We start from the raw sequence: 25572 nt of genomic DNA on the forward strand, positions 1-25572 counted from the left end.
CCGTTCGCGGCATGCGGCGTACCGGGAGGTGTCAGGCAATCTTATATTACGCTGCGCTTTTTCTGGTTAGCCTGCTAAATAATATGCATGCAATAGTTTTTAATGTGACATTCTTTTCGATAGGAATGAAGAAGTTGATGCGCTATCATTAACGTCTCAATCAATAATAATATATTCATTATGGCTTTAATTAAAAAGCTGCGGCAGCTGAATCGCAGGCGTAATTATTTAAAGAAAGAGATTAAATATTCTCTTGATCTTTATTTTGCAGCAAGGAAATGGAAAAAGACTTCAAGCCACAAACCGAATAGACAGGATATCAAATCCATTCTGCTGGTTCGCAATGAAGGTAAAATCGGCGATGCCATCGTTTCTACGTGTTTTCTCAGAGCGCTGTTTGAAGCCGGGTATCGTGTAGATATTCTGGCGGTAAAGGAGAATGAGAGCCTTTTCCGGCATAATCCGTATATTCACAACATCTATCTCTCGGAGAGTTTCAGCGATTGTCATCAGCGCGATAAATATGACACCGCCATCGGGAGTGAGGTCGTTACGCTCCTGAGAAACAATGCTTACGATTTATTGATCGATACGGCTATCTGGCAAACCGCGCTGTATATGCCCAAAATGATTGCCGATATCAATCCTAAAATGACGCTGGGTTTCAACAAGCCTGGCTGGCTTAAACCTTACGATATCAACATTCAGTTCGATCACCTTAATAACCACGTTAAAAATATCTATCGTGCGGTTCTTGACTATCTTCAGGTTGAGACGGTTGATGGGCTGAATTATGAAATATTTTATCCTGAGCGCATTGATGCCGAAATTCACCAGTCCGGCATGTTTTCCGCTGATGAGCACAATATTTTAATCAATATTTATGCCAGTCATGCCGATCGTGACCTCTCTGAGCAGCAGCTGAATGAGCTAATCGGGGCGATTGTCAGGCACAATGCGGCCACCAATATCGTGGTGCTCGATCACAAAGGCGCGCTGGAACAGGCGTCGCTGCACCCCGCGAAGTTATACCGCGTTCCCTCGCTGTATCACGCTTTCGCTGCGGTTAAGCAAAGTGATTGCGTGATTACTCCCGATACCGCCGTGGTGCATATCTCGGCGGCTTATAACAAAGCCCTGGTTGGCATCTATCAGGACTCACTGAAAAATAATCAGCTGTGGTCGCCTGGCTACAGTAACGGCCATCAGATATTTTCCGATGAGTTTGTTTTTAAAAATGACGGACGGCTGGTTGAGAAAATAAGCCAAAAAATCCACACGCTGGTTCAGCCATAATCGATGAGGTCACTGTGCCGTCAGTACGGTGACCGTGCATCGGGCAGTTCCTTACACCACCTGCACCGCTAACGCCTGCTGCAGAGCGCTGAGCGCACCAGGCTTTGCCGCGCCGCCGTCGCAAATCAACAGATCGATATCGCCGACAGGGGCGTACTGAGTACGGCTGATCACGCCGAGTTTGCTGTGATCCGCCAGCAGCAGGGTGCGGCTGGCCTGCTGTACCATGGCGTGCGCGATGGCAGCTTCATGCGGATGGAAGCTGCTGGCGCCGTTTCGGGCATCGATGCCGACCGGTGACAGCAGCGCCACGTCGGCGCGATATCGATAAATTTCCCCCACCGTCATTTCTCCCCGCGTCTGCTGCGCGCCGGCCATCATCATGCCGCCCAGCAGCAGCACCTGGTTATTCAGGGTTTCATGCTCTTCGGCCGCGCTGAGCGCCAGTGCCGCCTGCAGACTGTTGGTGATGATGGTCAGGCCGGACATGGTGCGCAGCTCTTCAGCCAGCAGCGTGGTGGTGGTGCCGGCATCGAGGAACAGCGTCTGGCCGGGCTGCAGATGTTGTACCGCCGCGGCGGCAATCGCGCGTTTCTCTCTGGCCTGTGCGTTACGGCGCACCTGCAGCGGCGGCTCCGGTGGGCTCTCCAGCGCCACCAGACCGCCATGTACGCGGCGCGCCAGCCCCTGCGCCTCAAGCGAAATGATATCGCGCCGTGCCGTTTCCCGTGAAATGCCCAGCTCTTTGATGATGCGTTCAGTGCTGAGCTGATGTTGCGTGCTCAGCAGCGCGCGGATGCGATGTAAACGGGTCTCCTGCAGCATGACGTTTCCCTGTGGCAGAGCGAAGCTGGGCCTAAGCTTACCTGAGTGTCATCGTGGCGTCATGTGTATTTGGTTGTATTTGTGTATTTGGTTGCATTTTTCACTAAAGCAGGCATGATGTTCGCAGAGATCAGGCTGCAAACACCCCTTTCACCTTCGCAACGGGAGTTACCATGGTTACACGTTCCACCATCATGGATACCAACAGTTTTCGCGCCGAACACGCCGACGCGCTGGATCCGGCCACCCGCACTCTGACGGACAAGCGCAGCAAAGTGCTGGGCGAATCGTATCGTCTGTTTTATCGCAAGCCGGTGCATCTGGTGCGCGGCGAAGGGCAGTATTTGTGGGATGCGGCGGGTAACAAATATCTGGATGTGTATAACAATGTGGCGAGCATCGGCCACTGCCATCCGGCGGTCATTGAGGCGGTGAATCAGCAGATGAAGATGCTGAACACGCACACACGTTATCTGCACGAGCGCATTCTTGATTACAGCGAAGCGTTGCTGGCGACCACGCCGGAAGCTATCGATCGCGCCATGTATATGTGTACCGGCTCAGAAGCCAACGATTTGGCGATACGCGTGGCGCGCGCCTGGAGCGGCGGCACCGGCATTATTGTCTCGCAGGAGGCGTACCACGGTACCAGTGATTTGACCTCTGGCGCGTCACCGGCGCTGGGTAGCGGTCAGCCGCTGGCCGCGACCACCCGCCTGGTGCCACCGCCAGATGCTTATCGTGTCGATGCGCCCGACCTTGGTGCATGGTTCGCCGATCAGATTCAGCAGCAGATTGATGACATGAAAGCGCACGGCATTAAATTCGCCGGTTTCCTCGCCGACTCGATCTTCTCCTCCGACGGCGTGCTGCCTAATCCGCGCGGATTCCTGCAGCAAGCGGTGGATGTGGTGCATGCTAACGGCGGCATTTTTATCGCTGATGAAGTGCAGCCCGGCTTTGCCCGTACCGGCGATGCCTTCTGGGGCTTTGCCCGTCACGGCGTGGTGCCGGATGTGGTCACCACCGGTAAGCCGATGGGCAACGGTATTCCGGTTTCCGGCCTGCTGGCGAAAAGCGACGTGCTGGCCGCGTTCAGCGATGAGATCCCTTATTTCAATACTTTCGGCGGCAATCCGGTGGCGATGGCCGCTGCGCAGGCGGTGCTGACGGTGATTCAGGAAGAGGGGCTGCAGGAGCATAGCCGCGTGGTCGGCGCACAGCTGCTGGCGGAGCTGCAGAAGCTGATGGACCGCCATGACTGCATTGGTGATGTGCGCGGTGCCGGGCTGTTTATCGGGTTTGAGCTGGTGCAGGATCGCAGCAGTAAGACGCCGGACAAAGCGCTGGCGCTGGATTTGATCGAGAAGCTGCGCGATCACCATGTGCTGACGTCGGTGGCCGGGCCGTACGGCAACGTGCTGAAACTGCGTCCGCCGCTGGCGTTCCAGAGCGGTGATATCGACTGGCTGGTGGGAGCGCTGGATAAGTCGCTGACCGAGCTGGGGCGTTAATTATTCAGATCAGGTCGCCATGAATGGCAACCCATCAGCACAATGTGCCAGATGCGCGTTGATGCGCATCTGGCAGGGCGTGAAAAGACATCACGCCGCGGCAGTTTCCTGCATAAAAATTTGCTCCATCTTCTGCCACGCCTGTGCCACATCATCGTCGAGATTGAACAGGCCGGAGGTGCCGACAATGAACACGTCGACGCCCGAGGCGGCAATCTGCTTAAAGGTGCGCGCATTGCACGACCCATCGATTTCGGTCAGATAGTGATAACCGTGCGTTTCCCGCATAGCGATCAGCTGGCGAATTTTGTTCAGCGTTTCCGGAATAAATTTCTGCCCGGCGAAACCGGGATCGACTGACATCACCGTCACTTTATCCAGCAGATGCGCATATTCACGAATGCTGTCGGCTGGCGTCGCCGGATTCAGCACCACGCCGCAGCGACGACCAGCCTCTTTAATTTGCGTCAGCAGGCGAAAAATTTTGTTATTCGCCGTCTCCGGATGGAAACTGATAATATCCGCGCCGGCATCAATGCACATCGGAATAATATCTTCCGGATGGTTCACCATTAAATGCACATCAATCGGCACATCGGTAATTTTACGCAGGTTCTCAATAAAGAACGGCGACAGCGTAATATTCTTAACATAGCTGCCATCCATAATATCGACATGATAGAACGAGGCGCTGGCGTTCATCGCTTCGATCTGCTCGCGGAAGCGGGTCAAATCCATGCACATCAGGGACGGTGAAAAGCGGGCGTTCATGCTGATTTCCTCATTACGCAAACAGCGCCCGCAGGCGCTGTCTGTGACATCAATGGAAGAACGAAATAATATGGCCGAGCACAATGCCGACGATACCGAAGTCCGCATCACCAAAGGTGGTGGACGCGAAGCCAAGGTCACCCATCAGCGGCAGCAGAATGGCGGGCAGGAAGGAGATCAGCAGCCCCTGGACAAAGGAACCGATGATGGCACCGCGCCGTCCGCCGGTGATGTTGCCGTAGACGCCGGCGGTCGCGCCGCAGAAGAAGTGCGGTACCAGGCCCGGCACAATCACGCTCAGACCGAACAGCGGGCACAGGAACATGCTGATCAGACCGGCGGCGAAGCTGCACAGGAAGCCGATGATCACGGCGTTCGGCGCGAACGGGAAGACCGTCGGACAATCCAGCGCCGGTTTTGCGTTCGGCACCAGTTTATCGGCGATGCCTTTGAACGCCGGGACGATCTCGGCAATCACCATGCGTACACCGGCAAGAATGATGTAAACACCCGCAGCAAAGGTGATTGACTGGATAATGGCAAAGACGATGAAGTTCTGGCCGCCGCTCACCTGGCTTTCGGTAAACTCTTTACCGGCGACCAGCACCAGCGCGACAAACAGAATCATCATGGTCAGCGAAATTGCCACGGACGAGTCGCGCAGGAAGTTGAGGGTTTTCGGTACTTTCAGCTCTTCAATTGATGGGCTGCCTTTGCCCACCGCTTTGCCGACCAGCGCCGACAGCAGGTAGCCGGTGGAGCCAAAGTGGCCCAGCGCCAGGTCGTCCGAGTTGGTGATTTTGCGGGTGAACGGCTGCAGAATCGCCGGGCATACCACCATCATGGTGCCGAGAATCAGCGAGCCGATCAGCACCAGCCAGAAGCCGTGCACGCCGCCCACCGACAGGATCACCGCCAGCATGGCCGACATATACAGCGTATGGTGCCCGGTCAGGAAGATGTATTTCAGCGGCGTAATGCGCGCCAGCACAATATTCACCAGCATACCGAACACCATGATCATCGCGGTTTCGGTACCGTAGTTTTTCTGTGCCAGCGCGGCCATCGCATCGGTATTCGGTACCACGCCCTGAATATTGAACGAGTGCTCGAATAGCTGGCTGAAGATGGTCAGGGTGGCCGCAATTAAGTTGGCCCCGGCGATAAGAATAACAAAACCCATGATGGTTTTTAGCGTACCGGAAATCACATCGGATACCGGTTTCTTTTGCAGTAATAAACCAATCAGGGAAAAAAGGCCGACAAGTATAGCGGGTGTTCCAAGAACATCCTTAATTATAAACTGCAGCATAAATTACTCCGTGTGAGTAAATTTCGTCGGGTCAATTACAGGTTGTCGGCGAGAATTTCTTTAATTCTGGCGTTATCCAGTAAATTGCTCAGGCCAAATACCTGTGCGCTGTGGCTCGAAAGCTGGTCAGCGATATCTTTAGCGCTGATAATGATGTCGGCCTGCTCGGATTTGGCAGAGGTTAAATCGGTATGACCCACTTCAGCCTCTTTACCCAGCTCCTTAATAATTTTCTTCACGTTCATTTCCACAATGAAGCTGCTGCCTAAACCGTTTCCACACACAATCAGTACTTTTTTCATTTTCAGGTTTCTCTGGTGATTAATCTTTAATGACAGCTTCAATCGCTGGCAGGGTCGATGCCGACAGCAACTGCTGCAGGCGGGATTCGTCGCTGAACACCTCAGCCAGCGCAGTGATCATCTGAATATGATCGTCGCCAGACAGGGCGCACAGCATAATAACGACAAACACCGGGTCGTTTTCATCGGCGGCAAAATTCACGCCTTGTTTTACGTGCAGCAGCGACAGGCCGTTTTTGCGCGCACCCTGTTCCGGACGCGCATGCGGCATCGCCAGACCCGGCGCCAGCACATAATAGGGACCCAGCTCAGCGTGCGACGTAAAGATCGCATCCAGGTAAGCCGGGGTAATTGCCCCCTCCGCCAGCAGCGGCTCGGCCGATAAACGCACCGCTTCCTGCCAGTCGCTAACGTCGTCTACTATCCGGATATGTTGCGGTGTCAGCCATTGAGTGAGCATCAGTAATTCCTGTTTATTCGTCGATGCGGTGCACTGTAGGTGATTTTATCGCCTGGGTTCTGTGATGTTGCTCGCAAAAGTTAGCGCTAACACGAACGATGTTAAAAAGTGTGTTAGCGATAACATTTTTGCGCGCGCAGTTTGTCTCGCTGGGGCCGGGGTGACATGCTCAGGCCAGCGAAAATCACGCAGCCAATGAGACATGCCCGATTCTGTGGTTTTTAACATGGCACCAATTTGCTTTTGGTTTTAAGCTGCGTGCGGATAAATCGAGCGCTACCCGGAACCAGCAGGGTAGAGACAGGAGAACGCATGACAGAAAAACGACGGCGCAGTACCGGCAAAAGCACGCTGGCCGATGTTGCCCGTTTGGTCGGTGTCAGCGCCATGACGGCGTCGCGCGCTTTGCGTATGCCGGAGAAAGTGTCGCCCGAAATTCGCGCAAGGATCGACGCGGCCGTCGCGGAACTGGCCTATGTGCCAAACGTGCAGGCGCGTAACCTGGCATCGGCCTCGTCGCGGCTGATCACCATGGTAGTACCTTCTTTTGCTACGCCGGGCAGCGCGATTGTGTCAGAGGCGCTGCAGGAGGTGCTGCGGCCGCAGGGCTATAACATGATGCTGGCCGAAGCCAATCATTCGGCGGCGGAGGAGAGCGAGCTGATCGAGATGCTGCTCTCCTACAACCCGGCCGCGATGGTGCACTTCAATTTCGATAATGCCGCCGAAGCGCAGCGCCTGCTGAGCAACTCCGGCCTGCCGGTGATGGACATCGGCGGCGTGCATCAGGATTCTGCCGGCATCAGCATCGGCGTGGACTATGCGAAAGCCATTCGTCAGCTGGTAAACAGCCTGGTGGAGCGCGGCTATCGCCATCCCGGCCTGCTGTGCACACAAACGCACAGCACTATTTTCCGTCAGCTGCTCAATGGCTGGCACAGCGGGATGCTGGCGCTGAATCTGGCACCGCACCGCGTAGTGACCTCACCAAAAATGCCCACCTTTGCCGCCGGCCACAGCCTGCTGGCAGAGATCCGTCTCACCTGGCCGGAACTGGACGTCCTGATCTGTACCAGCGATGAAGTGGCGTGCGGCGCCATCATGGCCTGTCACGCAGCCGGCGTCTCGGTACCCAGCCAGCTGGCAATAGCCAGCATCGGCGGTGGCCCGCTGGCGGCGGTATGTTCGCCGCCGCTGACCAGCATTGTGCTGCCGTACGAGGAGATGGGGCGCATGGCCGGTAAACGCCTGCTGGCGGCGCTCAACGGCGACGAGCCGCCTGCCATCAATGAGCTGCCGGTGCAGCTTAAGCTGCGCGCCAGTACGCACAAGGTGTAGCCGTGTGTGCGCACCTTTTGCCAGATTGATCAAATCCTTATCATTACTAAGGCATTGATAACCCTTTTCCGGATCATGATTTTAACTATAATGATCCGACTGCTTATGCGGCACACCAGCAAGGTTGTGCTGCCAAACACTAAATGGAGAGGAAGAACATGAGTTATTCACTGCCATCCCTGCCGTACGCCTACGACGCACTGGAACCGCACTTCGACAAGCAGACGATGGAAATCCATCACACTAAACATCACCAGACCTACGTTAACAACGCCAACGCGGCGCTGGAAGGTACCGAATTCGCAAACCTGCCGGTTGATGAACTGATCACCAAACTGGATCAGCTGCCAGCAGACAAAAAAGGCCCACTGCGTAACAACGCTGGCGGCCACGCTAACCACAGCCTGTTCTGGAAAGGCCTGAAAACCGGCACCACGCTGCAGGGCGACCTGAAAGCAGCAATCGAAAAAGATTTCGGTAGCGTTGAGAAATTCCAGGAAGAGTTCGAGAAAGCGGCCGCGACCCGTTTTGGCTCTGGCTGGGCGTGGCTGGTGAAAAAAGGCGACAAGCTGGCGGTCGTTTCAACCGCTAACCAGGACAACCCGCTGATGGGCGAAGCCATCGCTGGCGTGTCTGGTTTCCCAATCATCGGTCTGGATGTGTGGGAGCACGCTTACTATCTGAAGTATCAGAACAAGCGCCCTGACTACATCAAAGCGTTCTGGAACGTGGTGAACTGGGACGAAGCAGCGGCACGTTTCGCCTCGGCAAAATAAGTTCTGGCTTACGCTATGTGAATAACCGGTGCCTGCGTGCACCGGTTTTTTTATCGCCATCCTAAACCGCAGCTCAACAAACTCCACGTCATGACCAGGCTAAAGTGGTTATTAACGCGCCGTTGATAATTTGGGGCATACAGTAGCCTTCAGTTATCTCGCGACGTAAAAATAATCATGTCTATTATTACACATTCTGAGCCGGACTCCGTTTCGTCGGCCGCGCTGTTTATACCTTTAGTCAGTGGAAAGCTGCGGCCAAATAAGCTGTGGAATAGCCAGCAATTTCGCCTGAAATTTGCCTTAAGGTCAGCGGTATTTCCACTGACCACTTTTAATTATCTCCATCAGCTGGCCAGACTCTCTTTTCTGCCGCAGCTGTTAAGCAGCCAGGGCTTACTGCCGGCTAAGCCGCATCGCCCGTATTTGCGCGCCGGTTTCAGCGTGGCGCAGCGTGCGCAGGCGATTCTCGATCATTATCAATTGATGGATAAGCTGGCGAATAATCAGCTGCGCCAGTTGCTGCTGAGCCCGAGCGGTAATCTCCTTGCCCGCTTCAGCGGCAAAAACGAGGAGCAATTTGCGCTCTATTGCTGCTCCGGCCATTACGACCGGGAAGGGGAAATTACGCTGCTGCTTAATTATCAGGATATGACGCTGGCCTCGCTGTCATTCTCTATTATTCAGGAACAGCAGCAGCGCACGCTATTAATTGGAGGCTTGCAGGGGCCGCGGAAACATATTTCCAGTGACGTTATTCGCGATGCCACCAAAGCCGCGCACGGTGTATTTCCTAAGCGTCTGCTGATGGAAGCGGTATTTATTCTGGCGGCACAGTGCGGCGTACAGGCCATTACCGCGGTTGGCGATACCACCCATGTTTTCCGCAGTCTGCGCTACCGTCACAGCAAAGGTGACAAATTCTTTGCCAGCTATAGCGAGTTCTGGCTGTCACTGGGCGGGGAAATGCGTGGTGATGAGTTGTTTACGCTGCCGCTGAGCATGGCACGTAAAGATCTGGAAGAGATTGCCAGCAAGAAGCGCGCGGAGTATCGCCGCCGCTATGCCTTGCTGGATACGCTGGCGCAGCAGGTGCTGCAGGCTGCCGGGGCAGAACGCGACGTGGCCCACGCCGCGTAACGGCAATCAGAACGGCTGCTTCGCGTAGCCGGTCATCACCTTCAGCCCCATCTCGCGTCCCAGCGCGGTCATCGGGTGTACCACCACCAGGCCGCGCACGCTTTTCTTCAGCGCGCCCATGTTCGCCTGCTCTTTTTTGGTGATTTCACGGCTGAACGGCAGCTTTTTCAGCTGCTGCGCTTCTTTGCTCAGCTTCTCTTCGCGCACGTTGCGCAGACGCTCAATTTCCTGCACCAGCGTCTCTTTCTCTTTCAGCAGCGCGCCAAGCTTTTCGGCATCGCCCGCTTCCAGCAGCTGCGGTTCTTTGCGATTCAGCGCGTCCAGCTGGTCGCTGAGACGTTTAATCTCGGCTTTTTCTTGTTCTTTCATTGGGAAAACTCATTAAGGAAAACAGGCAAAGGATACATCAAATCCGCCCGCTTTTGCAGCGCAGCGACAACAGAGGCAACGGGATAATCGGGTGCAGCGCGGCGGGCGGGCAAAAAAATACCCAGCGCAAGGCTGGGTATTGACTGGAATTACAGAATGAAGCGGCTGAGATCTTCGTCGGCCACCAGTTCATCCAGATGCTGACCAACGTATTCAGCATCGATGGTGATCGATTCGCCGTGGCGATCGCTGGCGTCATAGGAGATATCTTCCATCAGACGCTCCAGCACGGTGTGCAGACGACGTGCACCGATGTTCTCGGTGGTTTCGTTCACCTGCCACGCCGCTTCGGCGATGCGACGGATGCCGTCTTCGGTGAATTCAACGTTAACGCCTTCGGTGCCCATCAGCGCTTTGTACTGTACGGTCACGGACGCGTTCGGCTCGGTCAGGATGCGTTCGAAATCATTGACCGTCAGCGCCTGCAGCTCAACGCGAATCGGCAGACGACCCTGCAGCTCCGGAATCAGATCCGACGGGCTGGCCACCTGGAACGCACCGGAGGCGATAAACAGGATATGGTCGGTTTTAACCATGCCGTGTTTAGTGGACACGGTGCAGCCTTCCACCAGCGGCAGCAGATCGCGCTGTACGCCTTCACGTGACACATCCGGGCCCGACGACTGGCCGCCGCGCTTACAGATTTTGTCGATTTCGTCGATGAACACGATACCGTGCTGTTCAACCGCGTCGATGGCGTCCTGCTTCAGCTCTTCCGGATTCACCAGCTTGGCCGCTTCTTCTTCAATCAGCAGCTTCATCGCATCTTTGATTTTCAGCTTACGCGGTTTCTGCTTCTGGCCGCCGAGGTTCTGGAACATCGACTGCAGCTGGCTGGTCATCTCTTCCATGCCCGGAGGCGCCATGATTTCAACGCCCATCGGCGCAGCAGCCAGATCGATCTCAATCTCTTTGTCATCCAGCTGGCCTTCGCGCAGCTTTTTGCGGAACGACTGGCGCGCAGCGGACGGCTCAGCGCTCTGTTCCGGCTGGCCCCAGTTGTTTTTCGCTGGCGGGATCAGCACATCCAGAATGCGATCTTCTGCCATCTCTTCAGCGCGGTATTTGTTTTTCTCGATCGCCTGGCTGCGCACCATCTTGATGGCGGAGTCCGTCAGATCGCGAATAATCGAATCCACTTCTTTCCCGACATAGCCCACTTCGGTGAATTTAGTGGCTTCAACTTTGATGAACGGCGCATTGGCCAGCTTCGCCAGACGGCGGGCGATTTCGGTTTTACCGACGCCGGTTGGGCCGATCATCAGGATGTTTTTTGGGGTCACTTCATGGCGCAGCTCTTCGTCAAGCTGCATGCGGCGCCAGCGGTTACGCAGCGCAATGGCGACCGCTTTTTTGGCGCCGTCCTGGCCGATGATGAAGCGGTTAAGCTCGCTGACAATCTCGCGTGGAGTCATCTCAGACATGGTTTTGGTCCTTACGCCTTAGACGGTAATTCTTCGTAGTTAATGTTGTGGTTGGTGTAGATGCAGATATCACCGGCGATATTCAGCGCTTTGGCTACGATATCGTGCGCACCCATCTCCGTGTTCTCCAGCAGCGCGCGGGCGGCTGCCTGGGCGTAAGGCCCGCCGGAACCGATGGCAATCAGGTCATTTTCCGGCTGAATCACGTCACCGTTACCGCTGATGATCAGCGAGGAGTTCTCATCGGCAACCGCCAGCAGCGCTTCAAGGCGGCGCAGCATCCGGTCAGTACGCCAGTCTTTCGCCAGTTCGACCGCGGCTTTCACCAGATGGCCCTGATGCATCTCCAGTTTGCGTTCGAACAGTTCAAACAGGGTAAAGGCATCTGCGGTGCCGCCAGCAAAGCCCGCGATCACTTTGTCGTTGTAAAGACGACGCACCTTTTTAACATTGCCTTTCATTACGGTATTGCCGAGCGTCGCCTGGCCATCACCGCCGATCACGACCCGGCCGTTGCGTCGTACACTTACTATTGTTGTCACGGGCAGACCCCTTGTTGCAGTGGAAAAAAGACACCGCGCAGCGGGCGCGGCGTATCATGCAACCAGATATGGGGTAATCCTGTGGGGTTTCAACCCCCGGCAATATCTGATGCTGCAAATTGCCGGGGGCGAGCAGGGAGGGTTAAGGCAGGGCGAGCGGGATACAGCTGCTGTGGCCGGAGCTGTGCAGGCGCTTCACCGTGCTGTCTGCGCTGCTGCGGTCTTTAAACGGTCCAATCACCACGCGATTCCAGCCGCCGCCAGTCGTGATGCGGCTTTCGAAACCTTCAAACGCCAGACCGGCGCGTACCGATTCCGCCTGATCGGTGCCTTTAAACGAGCCACACTGCACCATCCAGCGCTGGGTGCTCGCTTTCTCTTCCGTTTTGGCTTTGGCGCTCTCCTGCGGCTTCGCCGGCTCGCGAGTGATCGGTGCGGCCTGTTGCTGCTGCTGGCGTGCCGCCTGCTGCTGCAATTCCTGCTGGCGTTGCTGCTGCAACTGTTGCTGACGCTGCTGCTGCTGTAACTGCTGCTGCTGACGCTGCAACTGCTGTTGTTGCTGTTGTGCCTGCTGCTGACGCTGCAGCGTTTGCTGGCGCTGAGCCGGGGTTTGTTCGTTCCACGGCACTTCATTCAGCTGGGTTGGCTGCTGGCGCATATCGGCCTGCATCTGCTCCAGCAGCTGACGCTGTTCGTCGGTCAGCTGGGTTTGCGACTTGATTTCGCCACCGGCAGACGGCTCGGTGGGCGACGGCACGGTCACCTGACGATTTTCCAGCTCTTTGATGTACTTCCAGCGCTCTTCCGGCTTCGGCGGCAGGCCATTACCGTTGGCTTTATGATTCGGAATCACCGGTGTTTCTTCTTTTTTGTGATGCGAGATGAACCATAAACCACCGGCAAAGGTCACCAGCACTGCCACGGCCAGTACTATCATCAGCTTTGAAGTGCCGGAGCCGCCTTTGCTTTTCTTGCTGCGGCCTGCGGGTTTTTTGCGACGCGTCCCTGTTGAACGCCCGCGGCCTACGTAATCTCTCTGTGCCACTTTCGTTCTGATACCCTTCAAAAAAATGCCACTGGGCGTGTAAATGGGGTGTTAATTTTGCCCGGCAAGGAATGCGTCATGTTACTCAAGGGCTGGAACTTTGACCAGCACAGTCTGCCTTCAGAATCTGCTGAAAATGCAGGGTTCCCGCATTCATTTTTCGCGTTTTGCTGCCGGTGCGGTACTGCCGCGGACGCGGAGTTCGGCGTCGAGCAGGCGTGAACCGTTATTGACCCGTTTGCCCTGCAGCTCATCCAGCAGCAGCAGCATCGCTTCGCGGCCAATGGCAAAACGCGGCTGTGCCACGGTGGTCAGGGGCGGATCGTAGTATTGTGCCAGCTCGATATCATCGAAGCCGACCACCGACAGATCCTGCGGAATACGCATTCCCAGCTTGCGCGCCTGGTTCATCGCGCCCAGCGCCATCAGATCGCTATGGCAGAACAGGGCTTTCGGCGGCTGCGGCAGGCTCATCAGCTGCTTCAGCGCGCTGGCACCGGCTTCAAAGGTGAAGTCGCCGTGCACAATCAGCGTGGGATCGATGGCGATATTGCTGCGGCGCAGCGCCTGGATGTAGCCCTGCAACCGATACTGGCTGAGCGGGATATGTTCCGGTCCGGTGATGCAGGCGATCTGCCGATGGCCCAGCTGTAACAGGTGATTCACCGCTTCAAAGGCCGCGGTCAGGTTATCGATATGCACCGTGGGCAGCGCCATCTCCGGCGCGAACTCGTTGCCCATCACCATGGGCGGCAGATTACGCTGATCTTCAATGCCGGCGTCAAACGGCAGCTGCGAACCCAGCAGTACCATGCCGTCAATCTGGCGCGTCAGCATCAGGTTAAGGAAGGTTTTCTCCTGCTGATCCTGATGCGCGCAGTCACCAATCAGCACCAGATAGCCTTCCTGCGCGGCGGTCACTTCCACGCCGCGGATAATCTCGCTGAAGAAAGGGTCACAGATGTCCGGCACAATCACCAGAATGGTTTGCGTGTCGCCGCGTTTAGCGTTGCGCGCCAGACCGTGCGGCGCATAGCCGACCGCCTGGACCGCCTGTTCCACTTTCTGCCGGGTCGCGGCGGAGACTTTTTCCGGATTCATCAGCGCGCGCGAAACCGTGGCGGTGGAGACGCCAGCCTGCTCGGCCACATCTTTCATGGTGGCTGCCGATGAGGGTTGCTTCTGATCCAACGTTAACTCCTGACGCGGTACAGCGCATAGATATTCACACATAGCCGGCCCAGTGCCGGGACGGGCACTATTGTTAACCCAAGGCCGTGTGAGGTTGTTACTTAATTTGCATAAAAATTGTGACTTGTGCGACTTTTTTCGATCTGGCTCGCAGATGTGGCGCGGCTTAACTCTCGGTGGGGTCGATATCCAGCGTCCATTTGACTTTGCGCGCGGCGGGCAGGGTGGTGACCAGCGGCAGTGAACTGCTCAGCAACTGCTGCAGCCGCTTGCGCGACGGATGCTGTAACAGCAGTTGCCAGCGCCAGCGTCCGCTGCGCTTCGGTGCCAGCGCCGGCACCGGCCCCATCAGCCACATCGCCTCATCTTTGAGCGGGCTGGCTTCCAGCAGGTTCCGCAGCTGAGTAAGGAACTCCGCCGCCTGCGCGTTATCAAGATCTTCAGCGCGAAACAGTGCGTGGCTGGTCCACGGCGGCAGCTGCACTGACTGGCGCTCCAGCAGCGTCTGATCGGCAAACGCAAAATAGCCGCGATGCAGCAGCGTTTGCAGCAGTGGATGCTCCGGATGGTGCGTCTGTAGTAACACTTCGCCCTGCTTACCGGCGCGGCCGGCGCGGCCGGCGACCTGTGTGTAGAGCTGGGCAAAGCGCTCGGCGGCACGGAAATCGGCGGAAAACAGCGCGCCATCAACATCCAGCAGCGATACCAGCGTCACGTCCGGGAAGTGATGGCCTTTGGCCAGCATCTGCGTGCCGACCAGAATGCGCGCCCCGCCGCGATGCACATCGGCCAGATGCTGTTCCAGCGCGCCTTTGCGGCTGGTGGTATCGCGATCGATGCGCGACACCGGTACGCCAGGAAACAGCGTGCTGAGCTGCTGCTCCAGCTGTTCCGTGCCCACGCCGACCGGCAGCAGATGGGTGGAACCGCAGCCCGGACACTGATGCGGCAGCGGACGCTGGCTGTCGCAGTGGTGGCAGCGCAGCTGACGATGCTGCTGATGCAGCGTGTAATAACTGTCGCAGCGCTGGCACTCCGCCAGCCAGCCGCAGTCGTGGCACATCAGCGCCGGCGAAAAGCCGCGGCGATTGAGAAACAGCAGAACCTGATTATCCGCCTGCAGGTGCTGGCGCATCCTGGCCAGCAGCGCTGGCGCGAGACCGCCTTTCAGCTGCTGCCCCTTGAGATCGATTAGCTGCTGCAGCGCCGGTTTGGCGTTACCGGCGCGTTTGGTCAGGTTGAGCTGGCGATATTTGCCGACACGCACGTTGTGCAGCGTCTCCAGCGCCGGCGTCGCCGATCCCATCACAATCGGCACATCTTCTTCGTGAGCGCGGAATACCGCCAGATCGCGCGCCTGGTAGCGCCAGCCTTCCTGCTGTTTGTAGGAGCTGTCGTGTTCTTCATCGATGATGATCACGCCCGGCCGCGCCAGCGGTGTGAACAGCGCGGATCGTGTGCCGATGACGATGGCGGTCTCGCCGCTGCGCGCGCGCAGCCATACCGCCAGACGCTCGCTGTCGTTGAGTGCCGAGTGCAGCACATCAATCGGCGCATCGAAGCGTTCACGAAAGCGGGCGATGGTTTGCGGCGTCAGGCCAATTTCCGGCACCAGCACCAGCGCCTGTTTGCCGCGCGCCAGCACGTTCTCCAGCACGCTGAGATAGACCTCGGTTTTACCCGATCCGGTAATGCCTGCCAGCAGCCACGCGGTGTAATGTTCATCCTCGCTGCGAATGGCGCCCACCGCCATCGCCTGATCGGTATTCAGCCGCAGCCGTTCACCTTTCACCGCGAAACTGGCGCGCCAGTCGTGCTGCTGTGGCGCATGTTCGCGCAGGTCGCACAGGCCTTTGGCACGCAGCGCCTGCAGCGCGGCATCGGTAAAATCCTGCTCGCCGATCTGATGCCGATACAGCGGCCGCTGACGCAACGCCGCCAGCGCCTGCTGCTGTTTCGGCGCGCGCTTCAGGCTTTCCAGCGCCACTTCGCGCCCGGCTTCGTTCACCACCCACTGCCACAGCGGCGCTTCCTGGGCCGGTTTGCCCTGACGCAGCAGTACCGGCAGCGCATGGCTGAGCACTTCGCCGAGCGGAGAGTGATAGTAGCCGGCGGCCCAGTTGAGGATGCGCCACAGCGCCGGCGAAAACAGCGAGCGGTCGTCGAGCAACGCATCAATCTGTTTCAGCTGGGCAAGGGGGAGATCGCTGGTGGCGCGCGTGCTAACCACGATGCCCGTCATTTTCCGGTTGCCGAACGGCACGTTCACGCGCGCGCCGGCCACCGGCTGCGGCGCATCGGCGGGCAGCAGGTAGTCAAACAGGCGAGGCAGCGGAACGGGCAGGGCAACCTGAACAACGGGCATGTCGATCTCTATCCGGTTCTGTAAAAAGGAGAAGTAGTGTACACGCTGGCGTCACCCCCGTCATACTTCAGCGCGCGGCGGCGCTGGCTGCAGGCTTTTACCCGGAGTGACAGAGCACGGCGCATTGCGCGGATTTGATCAATGCGCTCATTTTCTGTATACTATGCCGCCTTTGATGAGATGACTCGTCAAAGATACACCATTTATTAACCGCGTGTGGTGCTGTGCAGGTTCGCCTGGCACGGAGAGCGACACGGCCTTTTATGAGGTTCTCCCATGAAACAAGGTATTCACCCGAAATACGAAGCTGTGACCATCACCTGCTCTTGCGGCAACGTGATCAACACCCGTTCAACCATGACTGGTACCCTGAACCTGGACGTGTGCGGCAAATGCCACCCGTTCTACACCGGTAAGCAGCGTGTTGTTGACTCTGGTGGTCGTGTTGATCGCTTCAACAAGCGTTTCAGCATCCCAGGCAGCAAGAAATAAGATTATTTGCCGGCGAATCTTCACGATTCGGTTGCAAGAAAAAACCCAGCCTCGGCTGGGTTTTTTTATTTCTGGCCTCAGTATTCCCAGCTGTCGGGATCGATGCCCATCTCACGCATAATCTGTTTTGCTTCTTCCGGAATCTCGTCGCTGCGCTCTTTACGCAGATCAACATCATTCGGCAGCGGTTGCCCGGTGAAGGCATGCAAAAAGGCTTCGCACAGCAGTTCGCTGTTGGTGGCGTGACGCAGATTATTCACCTGACGGCGGGTACGCTCATCCGTTAAAATCTTCAGCACTTTCAGCGGGATAGAAACTGTAATCTTCTTAACCTGCTCGCTCTTCTTACCGTGTTCAGCGTAAGGGCTGATATATTCGCCGTTCCATTCAGCCATGGGTTACCTTAATCAATAAAAAGTTGAATATGGGGAAATCCGTTGATTATGCCCGATTTTTCGATGCCTGACCGCTTAAACTGCCGGTTTTATGCTTACACATCGCGTTTCACAGGAAAGCGCGCTGAACACCAGGCGATGACGCGTAATTTTAGCGGGTATTGCGGCTTTGCTCAATCTATACGCAAAGACATTTAGATGTCCAGATGTATTGACGTCCAGTTGCGGAATGTTATTCTGTTGCCACTTTTTTATTACACTTCAGGAACAGTAAGCACCATGACGCGTAAACAGGCAACCATCGCAGTACGCAGCGGTTTGAATGATGACGAGCAATATGGCTGCGTTGTCCCACCGATTCACCTCTCCAGCACCTATAACTTCCTCGATTTCAACGAGCCGCGCGCGCATGACTATTCACGCCGTGGTAACCCGACGCGCGATGTGGTCCAGCGCGCGCTGGCTGAGCTGGAAGGGGGCGCGGGCGCGGTGCTGACCAACACCGGGATGTCGGCGATTCATCTGGTGACGACGGTGTTCCTGAAGCCAGGCGATCTGCTGGTGGCGCCGCACGACTGCTACGGCGGCAGCTATCGTCTGTTTGACAGCCTGAGCAAGCGCGGCGCTTACCGCGTGAAGTTTGTCGATCAGGGCGATGAAGCGGCGCTGGCGGCGGCGCTGGCGGAAAAGCCAAAGCTGGTGCTGGTCGAAAGCCCGAGCAATCCGCTGCTGCGCGTGGTGGACATTGCGGCCATCTGCGCCGCCGCGCGTGCTGCCGGTGCGGTGAGCGTAGTGGACAACACCTTCCTCAGCCCGGCGCTGCAGAACCCGCTGGCGCTGGGTGCCGATCTGGTGATCCACTCCTGCACCAAATATCTCAATGGTCACTCGGACGTGGTGGCCGGTGCGGTCATCGCTAAAGATTCGGCGCTGGTCACGGAACTCGCCTGGTGGGCGAATAACATTGGCGTCACCGGCGCGGCGTTTGACAGCTACCTGCTGCTGCGCGGCCTGCGCACCCTGGCACCGCGCATGGCGGCGGCGCAGCGTAACGCCCTGGCGATTGTTGATTACCTGAAGCAACAACCGCTGGTGAAAAAGCTGTATCATCCGTCTCTGCCAGAGAATGCCGGCCACCAGTTTGCCGCGCGTCAGCAGCGCGGTTTTGGCGCCATGCTCAGTTTTGAACTCGACGCCGATGAGGCGCGGCTGCGCCGCTTCCTGAAAGCGCTGCAACTGTTTACGCTGGCGGAGTCGCTGGGCGGCGTGGAAAGTCTGATTTCGCACACCGCCACCATGACGCACGCCGGCATGTCGGCGGACGCGCGTGCCGCAGCGGGCATTTCCGACTCGCTGCTGCGTATTTCTGTCGGAATTGAAGATCACGAAGATTTAATCGCCGACCTGGATAATGCATTCAGGATCGCAGCCGAGGGGTAACCATGACGATTTCAGCAGGCGCGGGAACGCCGATCAAGCAGTTGCATAAATTTGGTGGCAGTAGCCTGGCCGACGCGCGCTGTTATCAGCGCGTCGCCGGTATCATGGCCGATTACAGCCAGCCGGGCGACTTAATGGTGGTCTCTGCCGCAGGCAGCACCACTAACCAGCTGATTAGCTGGCTCAAGCTGAGCCAGAGCGATCGCTTATCGGCCCATCAGGTGCAACAGGCGTTACGCCGTTTTCACAGCGAGCTGATCGCTGCACTGCTGCCTGCTGAATATGCAGAAACCCTGACCGCAGCCTTCATCCGCGATCTTGAACGCCTGGCTGCGCTGCTCGACGGCGCCATCACCGATGCGGTGTACGCCGAAGTGGTCGGCCACGGCGAAATCTGGTCGGCGCGGCTGATGGCGGCGGTGCTCAGCCAGCGTGATATCGAAGCGGCGTGGCTGGATGCACGCGACTTTCTGCGTGCCGAACGTGCGGCACAGCCGCAGGTAGATGAAGGCAAATCCTGGCCGCTGCTGCAGGCGCTGCTGGCGCAGCATCCGCATAAACGTCTGGTGGTGACGGGTTTTATCAGCCGCAGCGAAGCGGGCGAAACCGTACTGCTCGGCCGTAACGGCTCTGACTACTCGGCAACGCAGATTGGCGCGCTGGCGGGTGTGAACCGCGTCACCATCTGGAGCGACGTGGCTGGCGTTTACAGCGCGGACCCGCGTAAGGTCTCCGATGCCTGCCTGCTGCCGCTGCTGCGGCTGGATGAGGCCAGCGAGCTGGCCCGACTGGCGGCGCCGGTGCTGCACACGCGTACGCTGCAGCCGGTCTCCAACAGCGACATCGATTTACAGCTGCGCTGCAGCTATCAGCCGGAGCAGGGCTCAACGCGCATTGAGCGCGTGCTGGCGTCCGGCACCGGCGCGCGCATTGTCACCAGCCACGACGATGTCTGCCTGGTTGAGATTCAGATTCCTGATAGCCACGATTTTGCCACCCAGCAGAAAGAGATCGATCTGCTGCTGAAGCGCGCGCAGCTGCGTCCGCTGGCGATGGGCGTGCACCCGGATCGCCGTCTGCTGCAGCTGTGTTACACCTCGGAAGTGGTTAACAGCGCGTTTAACCTGCTGCAGGACGCGGCGCTGCCCGGTCATCTGCAACTGCGCGACGGTTTAGCGCTGGTGGCGCTGGTCGGCGCTGGCGTGACGCGTAATCCGCTGCACAGCCATCGCTTCTGGCAGCAGATCAAAGACCAGCCGGTCGAATTCGTCTGGCAGTCAGAAGATCACATCAGCCTGGTGGCGGTGCTGCGCGTCGGACCGACCCAGCATCTGATTCAGGGACTGCACCAGTCGCTGTTCCGCGCCGAGAAGCGCATCGGCCTGATCCTGTTTGGCAAAGGCAATATCGGTTCACGCTGGCTGGAGCTGTTCGCGCGCGAGCAGGAGACGCTGTCGGCGCGTACCGGGTTTGAATTTGTGCTGGCGGGCGTGGCGGACAGTAGCCGCAGCCTGCTGAGCTATGACGGTCTCGACGCCAGCCGGGCGCTGGCCTTCTTTGATGATGAAGCCGAAGCGCGCGACGAAGAGTCGCTGTTCCTGTGGATGCGCGCGCACCCGTTTGACGATCTGGTGGTGCTCGACGTCACCGCCAGTGATTCGCTGGCGCAGCAGTATCACGATTTTGCCAGCCACGGCTTCCACGTCATCAGCGCCAACAAAGTGGCCGGCGCTGCCAGCGGCCAGAGCTGGCGTCAGGTACGCGATGCCTTCGCCAAAACCGGTCGCCACTGGCTGTATAACGCGACCGTGGGTGCCGGATTGCCGGTCAATCACACGGTGCGCGACCTGCGCGAAAGCGGCGACAGCATTCTGGCGATCAGCGGTATCTTCTCCGGCACGCTGTCGTGGCTGTTCCTGCAGTTTGACGGCACGGTGCCGTTCAGCGAGCTGGTCGATCAGGCGTGGCAGCAGGGCTTAACCGAGCCCGACCCGCGCGTCGATCTCTCCGGTCAGGACGTTATGCGCAAACTGGTGATTCTGGCGCGCGAAGCCGGTTACGACATCGAACCGGATCAGGTGCGGGTTGAATCGCTGGTGCCGTCACAGTGCGAAGGCGAATCCATCGACCACTTCTTTGAAAACGCCGACGAGCTGAACGAGCAGATGCTGCAGCGCTTCGAAGCCGCACAGGAGATAGGTCTGGTGCTGCGCTACGTGGCGCGTTTCGATGCCAACGGTAAAGCGCGCGTCGGCGTGGAGGCGGTGCGTCCGGAGCATCCGCTGGCGGCGCTGCTGCCGTGCGATAACGTGTTTGCCATCGAAAGCCGCTGGTATCGCGACAATCCGCTGGTGATCCGCGGGCCGGGTGCCGGCCGGGATGTCACCGCCGGTGCGCTCCAGTCTGATATCAATCGTCTCGCCCAACTGCTGTAAACCTGCTGCGCAGACGGCGTCCGCTGTCTGCGTTTTTCCCTCTGCTTCCCCGTCAGGTGAATCCCTTTCACTTTGGTTGAATATTTGTCACGCCCGGCAAGCAATTTTATGTTGACGCTAAGCTGAAGATCGTTCATTTTGTGCATCTGGACGTCTAAACGTATGGATGTTCGCGGTTCGCAAATTAATCGATATGTGATGATGAGGTAACAGGATGAGTTTCTTTCATGCCAATCAGCGCGAAGCGCTGAACCAGAGCCTGGCTGAGCTGAACGGGCAAATTAATGTCTCTTTTGAGTTTTTCCCGCCCCGCACCAGCGAAATGGAAGCAACCCTGTGGAACTCCATCGACCGCCTGAGCAGCCTGAAACCCAAATTTGTCTCGGTAACTTACGGAGCCAACTCCGGCGAGCGCGACCGCACTCACAGCATCATCAAAGGTATTAAAGAGCGCACCGGACTGGAAGCGGCACCGCATCTCACCTGTATTGATGCGACGCGCGATGAACTGCGCGCCATTGCGCGTGACTACTGGAATAACGGCATTCGCCATATCGTGGCGCTGCGCGGCGATTTACCACCGGGCGGCGGCAAACCAGACATGTACGGCAGCGATCTGGTGTCGTTGCTGAAAGAGGTCGGTGATTTCGACATCTCGGTAGCGGCCTATCCCGAAGTGCATCCGGAAGCGAAGAGTGCGCAGGCGGATCTGATCAACCTGAAGCGAAAAATTGATGCCGGCGCCAGTCGCGCGATTACCCAGTTTTTCTTCGACGTGGAGAGCTATCTGCGCTTTCGCGATCGCTGTGTGGCCACCGGTATCGACGTGGAGATCGTGCCGGGCATTCTGCCGGTCTCCAACTTTAAACAGCTGCAGCGTTTCGCCACCATGACCAACGTGCGCGTACCGGGCTGGATGAACGCCATGTTTGACGGGCTGGATGATGATGCGGAGACGCGCAAAATGGTCGGTGCCAACATCGCCATGGACATGGTGAAAATCCTGTCGCGCGAAGGGGTGAAGGACTTTCACTTCTACACGCTGAACCGCGCCGAGATGAGCTACGCCATCTGCCATACGCTGGGTGTTCGCCCGACGCTGGCGGCATAAGCGTGAAAGGATAAAAAAGAGAAGGGGGCCTCAGGGCCCCCTTCTTGCTGTGATGCGTGATGCGCCGCCAGCCGTTAGCCAGTGTTACGCATGCCGGCCGCGACGCCAGCGATAGTGACCATCAGCGCCTGTTCTACGCGCGCATCAGGTTCATCGCCGCGCTCTTCCTGCGCACGCGCACGCTGCAGCAGTTCCGCCTGCAGCACGTTGAGCGGATCGGTATAGACGTTACGCAGCGCAATGGATTCGGCGATCCACGGCTGGTCCGCCATCAGATGCGCATCGTTCGCGATGGTCAGCACCGCTTTGATGTCGGCATCGAGCTGATCGCGCAGCTGTTTGCCGAGCGGCCACAGCGATTTATCCACCAGACGCTGATCGTAATACTCCGCCAGCCACAGGTCAGCCTTCGAGAACACCATCTCCAGCATGCCGAGGCGCGTGGCGAAGAACGGCCATTCGCTGCACATGGTTTCCAGCTGATCCTGATGGCCTTCGTCCATCGCTTTCTGCAGCGCCGCGCCGGCACCCAGCCACGCGGGCAGCATCAGGCGGTTCTGCGTCCAGGCGAAGATCCATGGAATGGCGCGCAGCGACTCTACGCCGCCGGTCGGACGCCGTTTCGCCGGGCGCGACCCGAGCGGCAGTTTACCCAGCTCCTGCTCTGGCGTCGCCGAGCGGAAGTAGGGAACGAAATCCGGATTTTCACGCACATAGCCGCGGTACATGGCGCACGAATAGGCCGACAGACCGTTCATGATCTCCTGCCATTCGCGTTTTGGCTCTGGCGGTGGCAGCAGGTTGGCTTCCAGAATCGCCCCGGTGTAAAGCGACAGGCTGGCGATGGTGACTTCCGGCAGGCCATATTTGAAGCGAATCATTTCGCCCTGTTCGGTCACGCGCAGGCCGCCTTTCAGGCTGCCCGGCGGCTGTGACAGCAGGGCTGCATGCGCCGGTGCGCCACCGCGGCCAATCGAACCGCCGCGTCCGTGGAACAGCGTCAGGGTAATGCCGGCTTTGTCGCAGGTTTTAATCAGCGCATCCTGGGCCTGATACTGCGCCCAGCTGGCTGCCATCACGCCGGCATCTTTTGCCGAGTCGGAATAGCCAATCATCACCATCTGCTTGCCGTTGATGAAGCCGCGATACCAGTCGATATTCAGCAGCTGGCTCATCACGTCATTGGCGTTGTTGAGGTCGTCGAGGGTTTCAAACAGCGGCGCCACCGGCATTGCGTAAGGGATGCCGGCCTCTTTCAGCAGCAGGTGCACCGCCAGCACGTCAGACGGCGTTTTGGCCATCGAAATCACATAGGCGGCAATCGAACCCTGCGGCGCTTCTGCCGCCACTTTGCAGGTATCCAGCACTTCACGCGTGTTGTCGCTGGGCTCCCACTGCCGCGGCAGCAGCGGCCGCTTGGAATTCAGTTCACGGATCAGGAACGCCTGCTTGTCGGCTTCTGACCAGCTTTCGTAGTCGCCCAGTCCGAGATAGCGCGTCACTTCGGCAATCGCTTCGGTGTGGCGGGTGCTCTCCTGACGGATATCGATACGCACCAGCGGCACGCCGAAGCACTTCACGCGGCGCAGCGTGTCCAGCAGCTGGCCGTTGGCGATGATGCCCATGCCGCACTGCTGCAGCGACTGGTAAATAGCAAACAGCGGCTGCCACAGCTGATCGTTAGAAACCAGCAGATCGGCCGGACGCGGCAGGCGCTCGCTCTTCAGGCGGCGCTCCAGATAGCTCTGGGTGCTCATCAGCTGGCTGCGGATACGTTTCAGAATTACACGATATGGCTCCAGCGCCTCCGCATCGCCACACAGTTCGCGCACTTCGTCGCTGCACTCGGACATTGACAGCTCGGACACCAGCACGCCGATGTCGCGCAGGAACAGGTCGGCGGCTTTCCAGCGGCTTAGCTGCATCACGTGGCGGGTAATCGGTGCGGTGACGTTCGGGTTACCGTCACGGTCGCCGCCCATCCACGAGGTAAATTTGATGGGCACAAAATCCACCGGCAGCTGGATGCCGAAGCTCTCTTCCACCTGCTGGTTCAGCTCGCGCAGAAACGCCGGTACGCCTTCCCACAGGCTGTTCTCCACCACCGCGAAGCCCCATTTGGCTTCATCTACCGGCGTCGGGCGATATTTACGGATTTCATCGGTGTGCCACGCCTGCGCCACCAGCTGACGCAGACGGCGCATGACCTGGTTGCGTTCGTAGTCGGTGATGTCGCTGTGGTCGAGCTGTTGCAGACAGCTGTTCACTTCGCCCAGCTTGTGGATCAGCGTGCGGCGGGTAATCTCGGTCGGGTGGGCGGTGAGCACCAGCTCCAGCGACAGCTCCTCAATCGCCTGGCGGATGGCCGGCTCGCTGAGATCGCTCTGCTGCTTCAGGCGCTCGAAGGTCTTTTTCAGCAGCTCCGGATGGTTAGCACCGTCGCCGCTGCGCGAAATGGTTTGATACTGCTCTGCCACGTTGGTGAGGTTAAGGAACTGGCTGAACGCGCGTGCCACCGGCAGCAGCTCGTCGTTAGACAGGTTTTGCAGCGTGGAGAGCAGTTCCTTACGATGAGTGTCATTTCCTGCACGGGATGACTTAGAGAGCTTGCGGATGGTCTCCACCCGATCGAGGATGTTCTCTCCCAGTGCATCCTTTATCGTATCCCCGAGCAGTTTGCCGAGCATACTGACATTACTTCGCATTGCGGAATATTGTTCGTTCATGTGACCCTGACACCCTTATCGTCTTAAATATAAAACCTCTATACCCAACGGGCATAACATCGTCTTTTATCTAGCCACGGTTCTTCCTGTTCGTCAATTGACTTAAATTGCCGGTATCGTGCTGCTAACTATCGGAAATTCATCGAATTTAATTGACAGGAGGTGGGATAAGTTATTCTTATTATCAAATCCCGGATAATGACGGGGCAATTTGCTGATTTCGCAGTGAAATGCCCCATCTTT

At 57.8% G+C, this 25572-nt stretch carries 22 protein-coding genes; 9 read left to right on the plus strand and 13 right to left on the minus strand.

Translation table 11 applies throughout. From position 1 onward, the window contains the following. The first annotated feature begins 180 nt into the window (after positions 1 to 180). The gene (locus C1N84_RS00325) at positions 181 to 1296 is read left to right on the plus strand and encodes a glycosyltransferase family 9 protein (protein ID WP_264441854.1); all 1116 of its coding nucleotides are present in this window, start codon (positions 181 to 183) and stop codon (positions 1294 to 1296) included. A 51-nt stretch (positions 1297 to 1347) separates the two neighbouring features. On the opposite strand, the gene C1N84_RS00330 is transcribed toward C1N84_RS00325, so the two are convergent. Further along, positions 1348 to 2121, minus strand: a complete 774-nt coding sequence (locus tag C1N84_RS00330) for a DeoR/GlpR family DNA-binding transcription regulator (protein WP_088516188.1) — start codon at positions 2119 to 2121, stop codon at positions 1348 to 1350. Positions 2122 to 2294: 173 nt separating this feature from the next. Between C1N84_RS00330 and C1N84_RS00335 the strand changes: the two genes are divergently transcribed. Next, a complete protein-coding gene (locus tag C1N84_RS00335; RefSeq protein ID WP_058758150.1) occupies positions 2295 to 3635 on the plus strand; it encodes an aspartate aminotransferase family protein in 1341 nt (446 codons plus the stop codon). A 90-nt stretch (positions 3636 to 3725) separates the two neighbouring features. Here C1N84_RS00335 and alsE read toward each other — a convergent pair whose 3' ends face one another. Genes alsE through C1N84_RS00355 form a run of 4 tightly spaced genes read right to left on the minus strand, consistent with a single transcriptional unit; the run spans position 3726 to position 6480 of the window. Then, entirely contained in the window at positions 3726 to 4406 is a 681-nt protein-coding gene (gene alsE, locus C1N84_RS00340) for a D-allulose 6-phosphate 3-epimerase (RefSeq protein ID WP_058758149.1), read from the minus strand. Between the two features lie 49 nt (positions 4407 to 4455). Next, positions 4456 to 5718: a PTS ascorbate transporter subunit IIC gene (locus C1N84_RS00345; protein WP_058758148.1), complete on the minus strand. Its 1263-nt coding sequence runs from the start codon at positions 5716 to 5718 to the stop codon at positions 4456 to 4458. A gap of 35 nt (positions 5719 to 5753) precedes the next feature. Next, complete coding sequence (locus C1N84_RS00350) at positions 5754 to 6020, minus strand: PTS sugar transporter subunit IIB (protein WP_021313417.1); 267 nt, start codon at positions 6018 to 6020, stop codon at positions 5754 to 5756. A gap of 19 nt (positions 6021 to 6039) precedes the next feature. Then, the gene (locus C1N84_RS00355) at positions 6040 to 6480 is read right to left on the minus strand and encodes a PTS sugar transporter subunit IIA (protein WP_058758147.1); all 441 of its coding nucleotides are present in this window, start codon (positions 6478 to 6480) and stop codon (positions 6040 to 6042) included. Between the two features lie 312 nt (positions 6481 to 6792). Between C1N84_RS00355 and C1N84_RS00360 the strand changes: the two genes are divergently transcribed. The 3 genes from C1N84_RS00360 (at position 6793) to C1N84_RS00370 (ending at position 9734) form a co-directional block, all read left to right on the plus strand. Then, positions 6793 to 7818, plus strand: coding sequence for a LacI family DNA-binding transcriptional regulator (locus C1N84_RS00360; RefSeq protein WP_021506846.1), 1026 nt, complete (start codon positions 6793 to 6795; stop codon positions 7816 to 7818). 158 nt (positions 7819 to 7976) lie between these two features. Then, positions 7977 to 8594 carry a superoxide dismutase [Mn] gene (gene sodA, locus C1N84_RS00365; protein ID WP_021506845.1) on the plus strand — a complete coding sequence of 206 codons (618 nt, stop codon included), beginning with the start codon at positions 7977 to 7979 and terminating at the stop codon, positions 8592 to 8594. Between the two features lie 177 nt (positions 8595 to 8771). After that, the gene (locus C1N84_RS00370) at positions 8772 to 9734 is read left to right on the plus strand and encodes a VirK/YbjX family protein (protein WP_264441855.1); all 963 of its coding nucleotides are present in this window, start codon (positions 8772 to 8774) and stop codon (positions 9732 to 9734) included. A gap of 6 nt (positions 9735 to 9740) precedes the next feature. On the opposite strand, the gene C1N84_RS00375 is transcribed toward C1N84_RS00370, so the two are convergent. From C1N84_RS00375 to priA, 6 genes are all read right to left on the minus strand, one after another. Beyond that, positions 9741 to 10103: a YibL family ribosome-associated protein gene (locus C1N84_RS00375; RefSeq protein ID WP_021506843.1), complete on the minus strand. Its 363-nt coding sequence runs from the start codon at positions 10101 to 10103 to the stop codon at positions 9741 to 9743. A 149-nt stretch (positions 10104 to 10252) separates the two neighbouring features. Beyond that, positions 10253 to 11587 (minus strand): HslU--HslV peptidase ATPase subunit, encoded by a 1335-nt coding sequence (hslU, locus tag C1N84_RS00380; RefSeq protein ID WP_021506842.1) that lies wholly within the window; start codon positions 11585 to 11587, stop codon positions 10253 to 10255. An 11-nt stretch (positions 11588 to 11598) separates the two neighbouring features. After that, the gene (gene hslV / locus C1N84_RS00385) at positions 11599 to 12129 is read right to left on the minus strand and encodes an ATP-dependent protease subunit HslV (RefSeq protein WP_031279590.1); all 531 of its coding nucleotides are present in this window, start codon (positions 12127 to 12129) and stop codon (positions 11599 to 11601) included. Between the two features lie 142 nt (positions 12130 to 12271). Further along, positions 12272 to 13174 (minus strand): cell division protein FtsN, encoded by a 903-nt coding sequence (ftsN, locus tag C1N84_RS00390; RefSeq protein ID WP_072209006.1) that lies wholly within the window; start codon positions 13172 to 13174, stop codon positions 12272 to 12274. Positions 13175 to 13327: 153 nt separating this feature from the next. After that, complete coding sequence (gene cytR, locus C1N84_RS00395; RefSeq protein WP_370586247.1) at positions 13328 to 14332, minus strand: DNA-binding transcriptional regulator CytR; 1005 nt, start codon at positions 14330 to 14332, stop codon at positions 13328 to 13330. A 199-nt stretch (positions 14333 to 14531) separates the two neighbouring features. Continuing rightward, positions 14532 to 16730, minus strand: coding sequence for a primosomal protein N' (priA, locus tag C1N84_RS00400; protein ID WP_264441856.1), 2199 nt, complete (start codon positions 16728 to 16730; stop codon positions 14532 to 14534). A gap of 276 nt (positions 16731 to 17006) precedes the next feature. On the opposite strand from priA, the gene rpmE reads away from it, so the two are divergent. Next, on the plus strand, positions 17007 to 17222 hold the full coding sequence (gene rpmE / locus C1N84_RS00405) for a 50S ribosomal protein L31 (protein WP_021506837.1): 216 nt from the start codon (positions 17007 to 17009) through the stop codon (positions 17220 to 17222). A gap of 77 nt (positions 17223 to 17299) precedes the next feature. Here rpmE and metJ read toward each other — a convergent pair whose 3' ends face one another. Further along, complete coding sequence (gene metJ, locus C1N84_RS00410) at positions 17300 to 17617, minus strand: met regulon transcriptional regulator MetJ (protein WP_007885403.1); 318 nt, start codon at positions 17615 to 17617, stop codon at positions 17300 to 17302. Positions 17618 to 17896: 279 nt separating this feature from the next. Here metJ and metB point away from each other — a divergent pair, with 279 nt between their 5' ends. The 3 genes from metB to metF all read left to right on the plus strand — a co-directional run bounded on the left by metB (position 17897) and on the right by metF (position 22603). Further along, positions 17897 to 19057: a cystathionine gamma-synthase gene (gene metB, locus C1N84_RS00415; protein ID WP_264441857.1), complete on the plus strand. Its 1161-nt coding sequence runs from the start codon at positions 17897 to 17899 to the stop codon at positions 19055 to 19057. Between the two features lie 2 nt (positions 19058 to 19059). Then, positions 19060 to 21492, plus strand: a complete 2433-nt coding sequence (locus C1N84_RS00420) for a bifunctional aspartate kinase/homoserine dehydrogenase II (protein WP_264441858.1) — start codon at positions 19060 to 19062, stop codon at positions 21490 to 21492. A 214-nt stretch (positions 21493 to 21706) separates the two neighbouring features. Next, complete coding sequence (metF, locus tag C1N84_RS00425; RefSeq protein WP_021506834.1) at positions 21707 to 22603, plus strand: methylenetetrahydrofolate reductase; 897 nt, start codon at positions 21707 to 21709, stop codon at positions 22601 to 22603. Between the two features lie 74 nt (positions 22604 to 22677). Here metF and ppc read toward each other — a convergent pair whose 3' ends face one another. Beyond that, a complete protein-coding gene (ppc, locus tag C1N84_RS00430; protein WP_264441859.1) occupies positions 22678 to 25329 on the minus strand; it encodes a phosphoenolpyruvate carboxylase in 2652 nt (883 codons plus the stop codon). Positions 25330 to 25572 lie beyond the last annotated feature (243 nt).

The sequence above is a fragment of the Pantoea sp. SGAir0418 genome (assembly GCF_043529865.1).

Coding starts and splice junctions, on each gene's coding strand:
- C1N84_RS00325 (WP_264441854.1), top strand. CDS start 181: ATGGCTTTAATTAAAAAGCTGCGGCAGCTGAATCGCAGGCGTAATTAT.
- C1N84_RS00330 (WP_088516188.1), bottom strand. CDS start 2,121: ATGCTGCAGGAGACCCGTTTACATCGCATCCGCGCGCTGCTGAGCACG.
- C1N84_RS00335 (WP_058758150.1), top strand. CDS start 2,295: ATGGTTACACGTTCCACCATCATGGATACCAACAGTTTTCGCGCCGAA.
- alsE (WP_058758149.1), bottom strand. CDS start 4,406: ATGAACGCCCGCTTTTCACCGTCCCTGATGTGCATGGATTTGACCCGC.
- C1N84_RS00345 (WP_058758148.1), bottom strand. CDS start 5,718: ATGCTGCAGTTTATAATTAAGGATGTTCTTGGAACACCCGCTATACTT.
- C1N84_RS00350 (WP_021313417.1), bottom strand. CDS start 6,020: ATGAAAAAAGTACTGATTGTGTGTGGAAACGGTTTAGGCAGCAGCTTC.
- C1N84_RS00355 (WP_058758147.1), bottom strand. CDS start 6,480: ATGCTCACTCAATGGCTGACACCGCAACATATCCGGATAGTAGACGAC.
- C1N84_RS00360 (WP_021506846.1), top strand. CDS start 6,793: ATGACAGAAAAACGACGGCGCAGTACCGGCAAAAGCACGCTGGCCGAT.
- sodA (WP_021506845.1), top strand. CDS start 7,977: ATGAGTTATTCACTGCCATCCCTGCCGTACGCCTACGACGCACTGGAA.
- C1N84_RS00370 (WP_264441855.1), top strand. CDS start 8,772: ATGTCTATTATTACACATTCTGAGCCGGACTCCGTTTCGTCGGCCGCG.
- C1N84_RS00375 (WP_021506843.1), bottom strand. CDS start 10,103: ATGAAAGAACAAGAAAAAGCCGAGATTAAACGTCTCAGCGACCAGCTG.
- hslU (WP_021506842.1), bottom strand. CDS start 11,587: ATGTCTGAGATGACTCCACGCGAGATTGTCAGCGAGCTTAACCGCTTC.
- cytR (WP_370586247.1), bottom strand. CDS start 14,332: ATGAAAGATGTGGCCGAGCAGGCTGGCGTCTCCACCGCCACGGTTTCG.
- priA (WP_264441856.1), bottom strand. CDS start 16,730: ATGCCCGTTGTTCAGGTTGCCCTGCCCGTTCCGCTGCCTCGCCTGTTT.
- rpmE (WP_021506837.1), top strand. CDS start 17,007: ATGAAACAAGGTATTCACCCGAAATACGAAGCTGTGACCATCACCTGC.
- metJ (WP_007885403.1), bottom strand. CDS start 17,617: ATGGCTGAATGGAACGGCGAATATATCAGCCCTTACGCTGAACACGGT.
- metB (WP_264441857.1), top strand. CDS start 17,897: ATGACGCGTAAACAGGCAACCATCGCAGTACGCAGCGGTTTGAATGAT.
- C1N84_RS00420 (WP_264441858.1), top strand. CDS start 19,060: ATGACGATTTCAGCAGGCGCGGGAACGCCGATCAAGCAGTTGCATAAA.
- metF (WP_021506834.1), top strand. CDS start 21,707: ATGAGTTTCTTTCATGCCAATCAGCGCGAAGCGCTGAACCAGAGCCTG.
- ppc (WP_264441859.1), bottom strand. CDS start 25,329: ATGAACGAACAATATTCCGCAATGCGAAGTAATGTCAGTATGCTCGGC.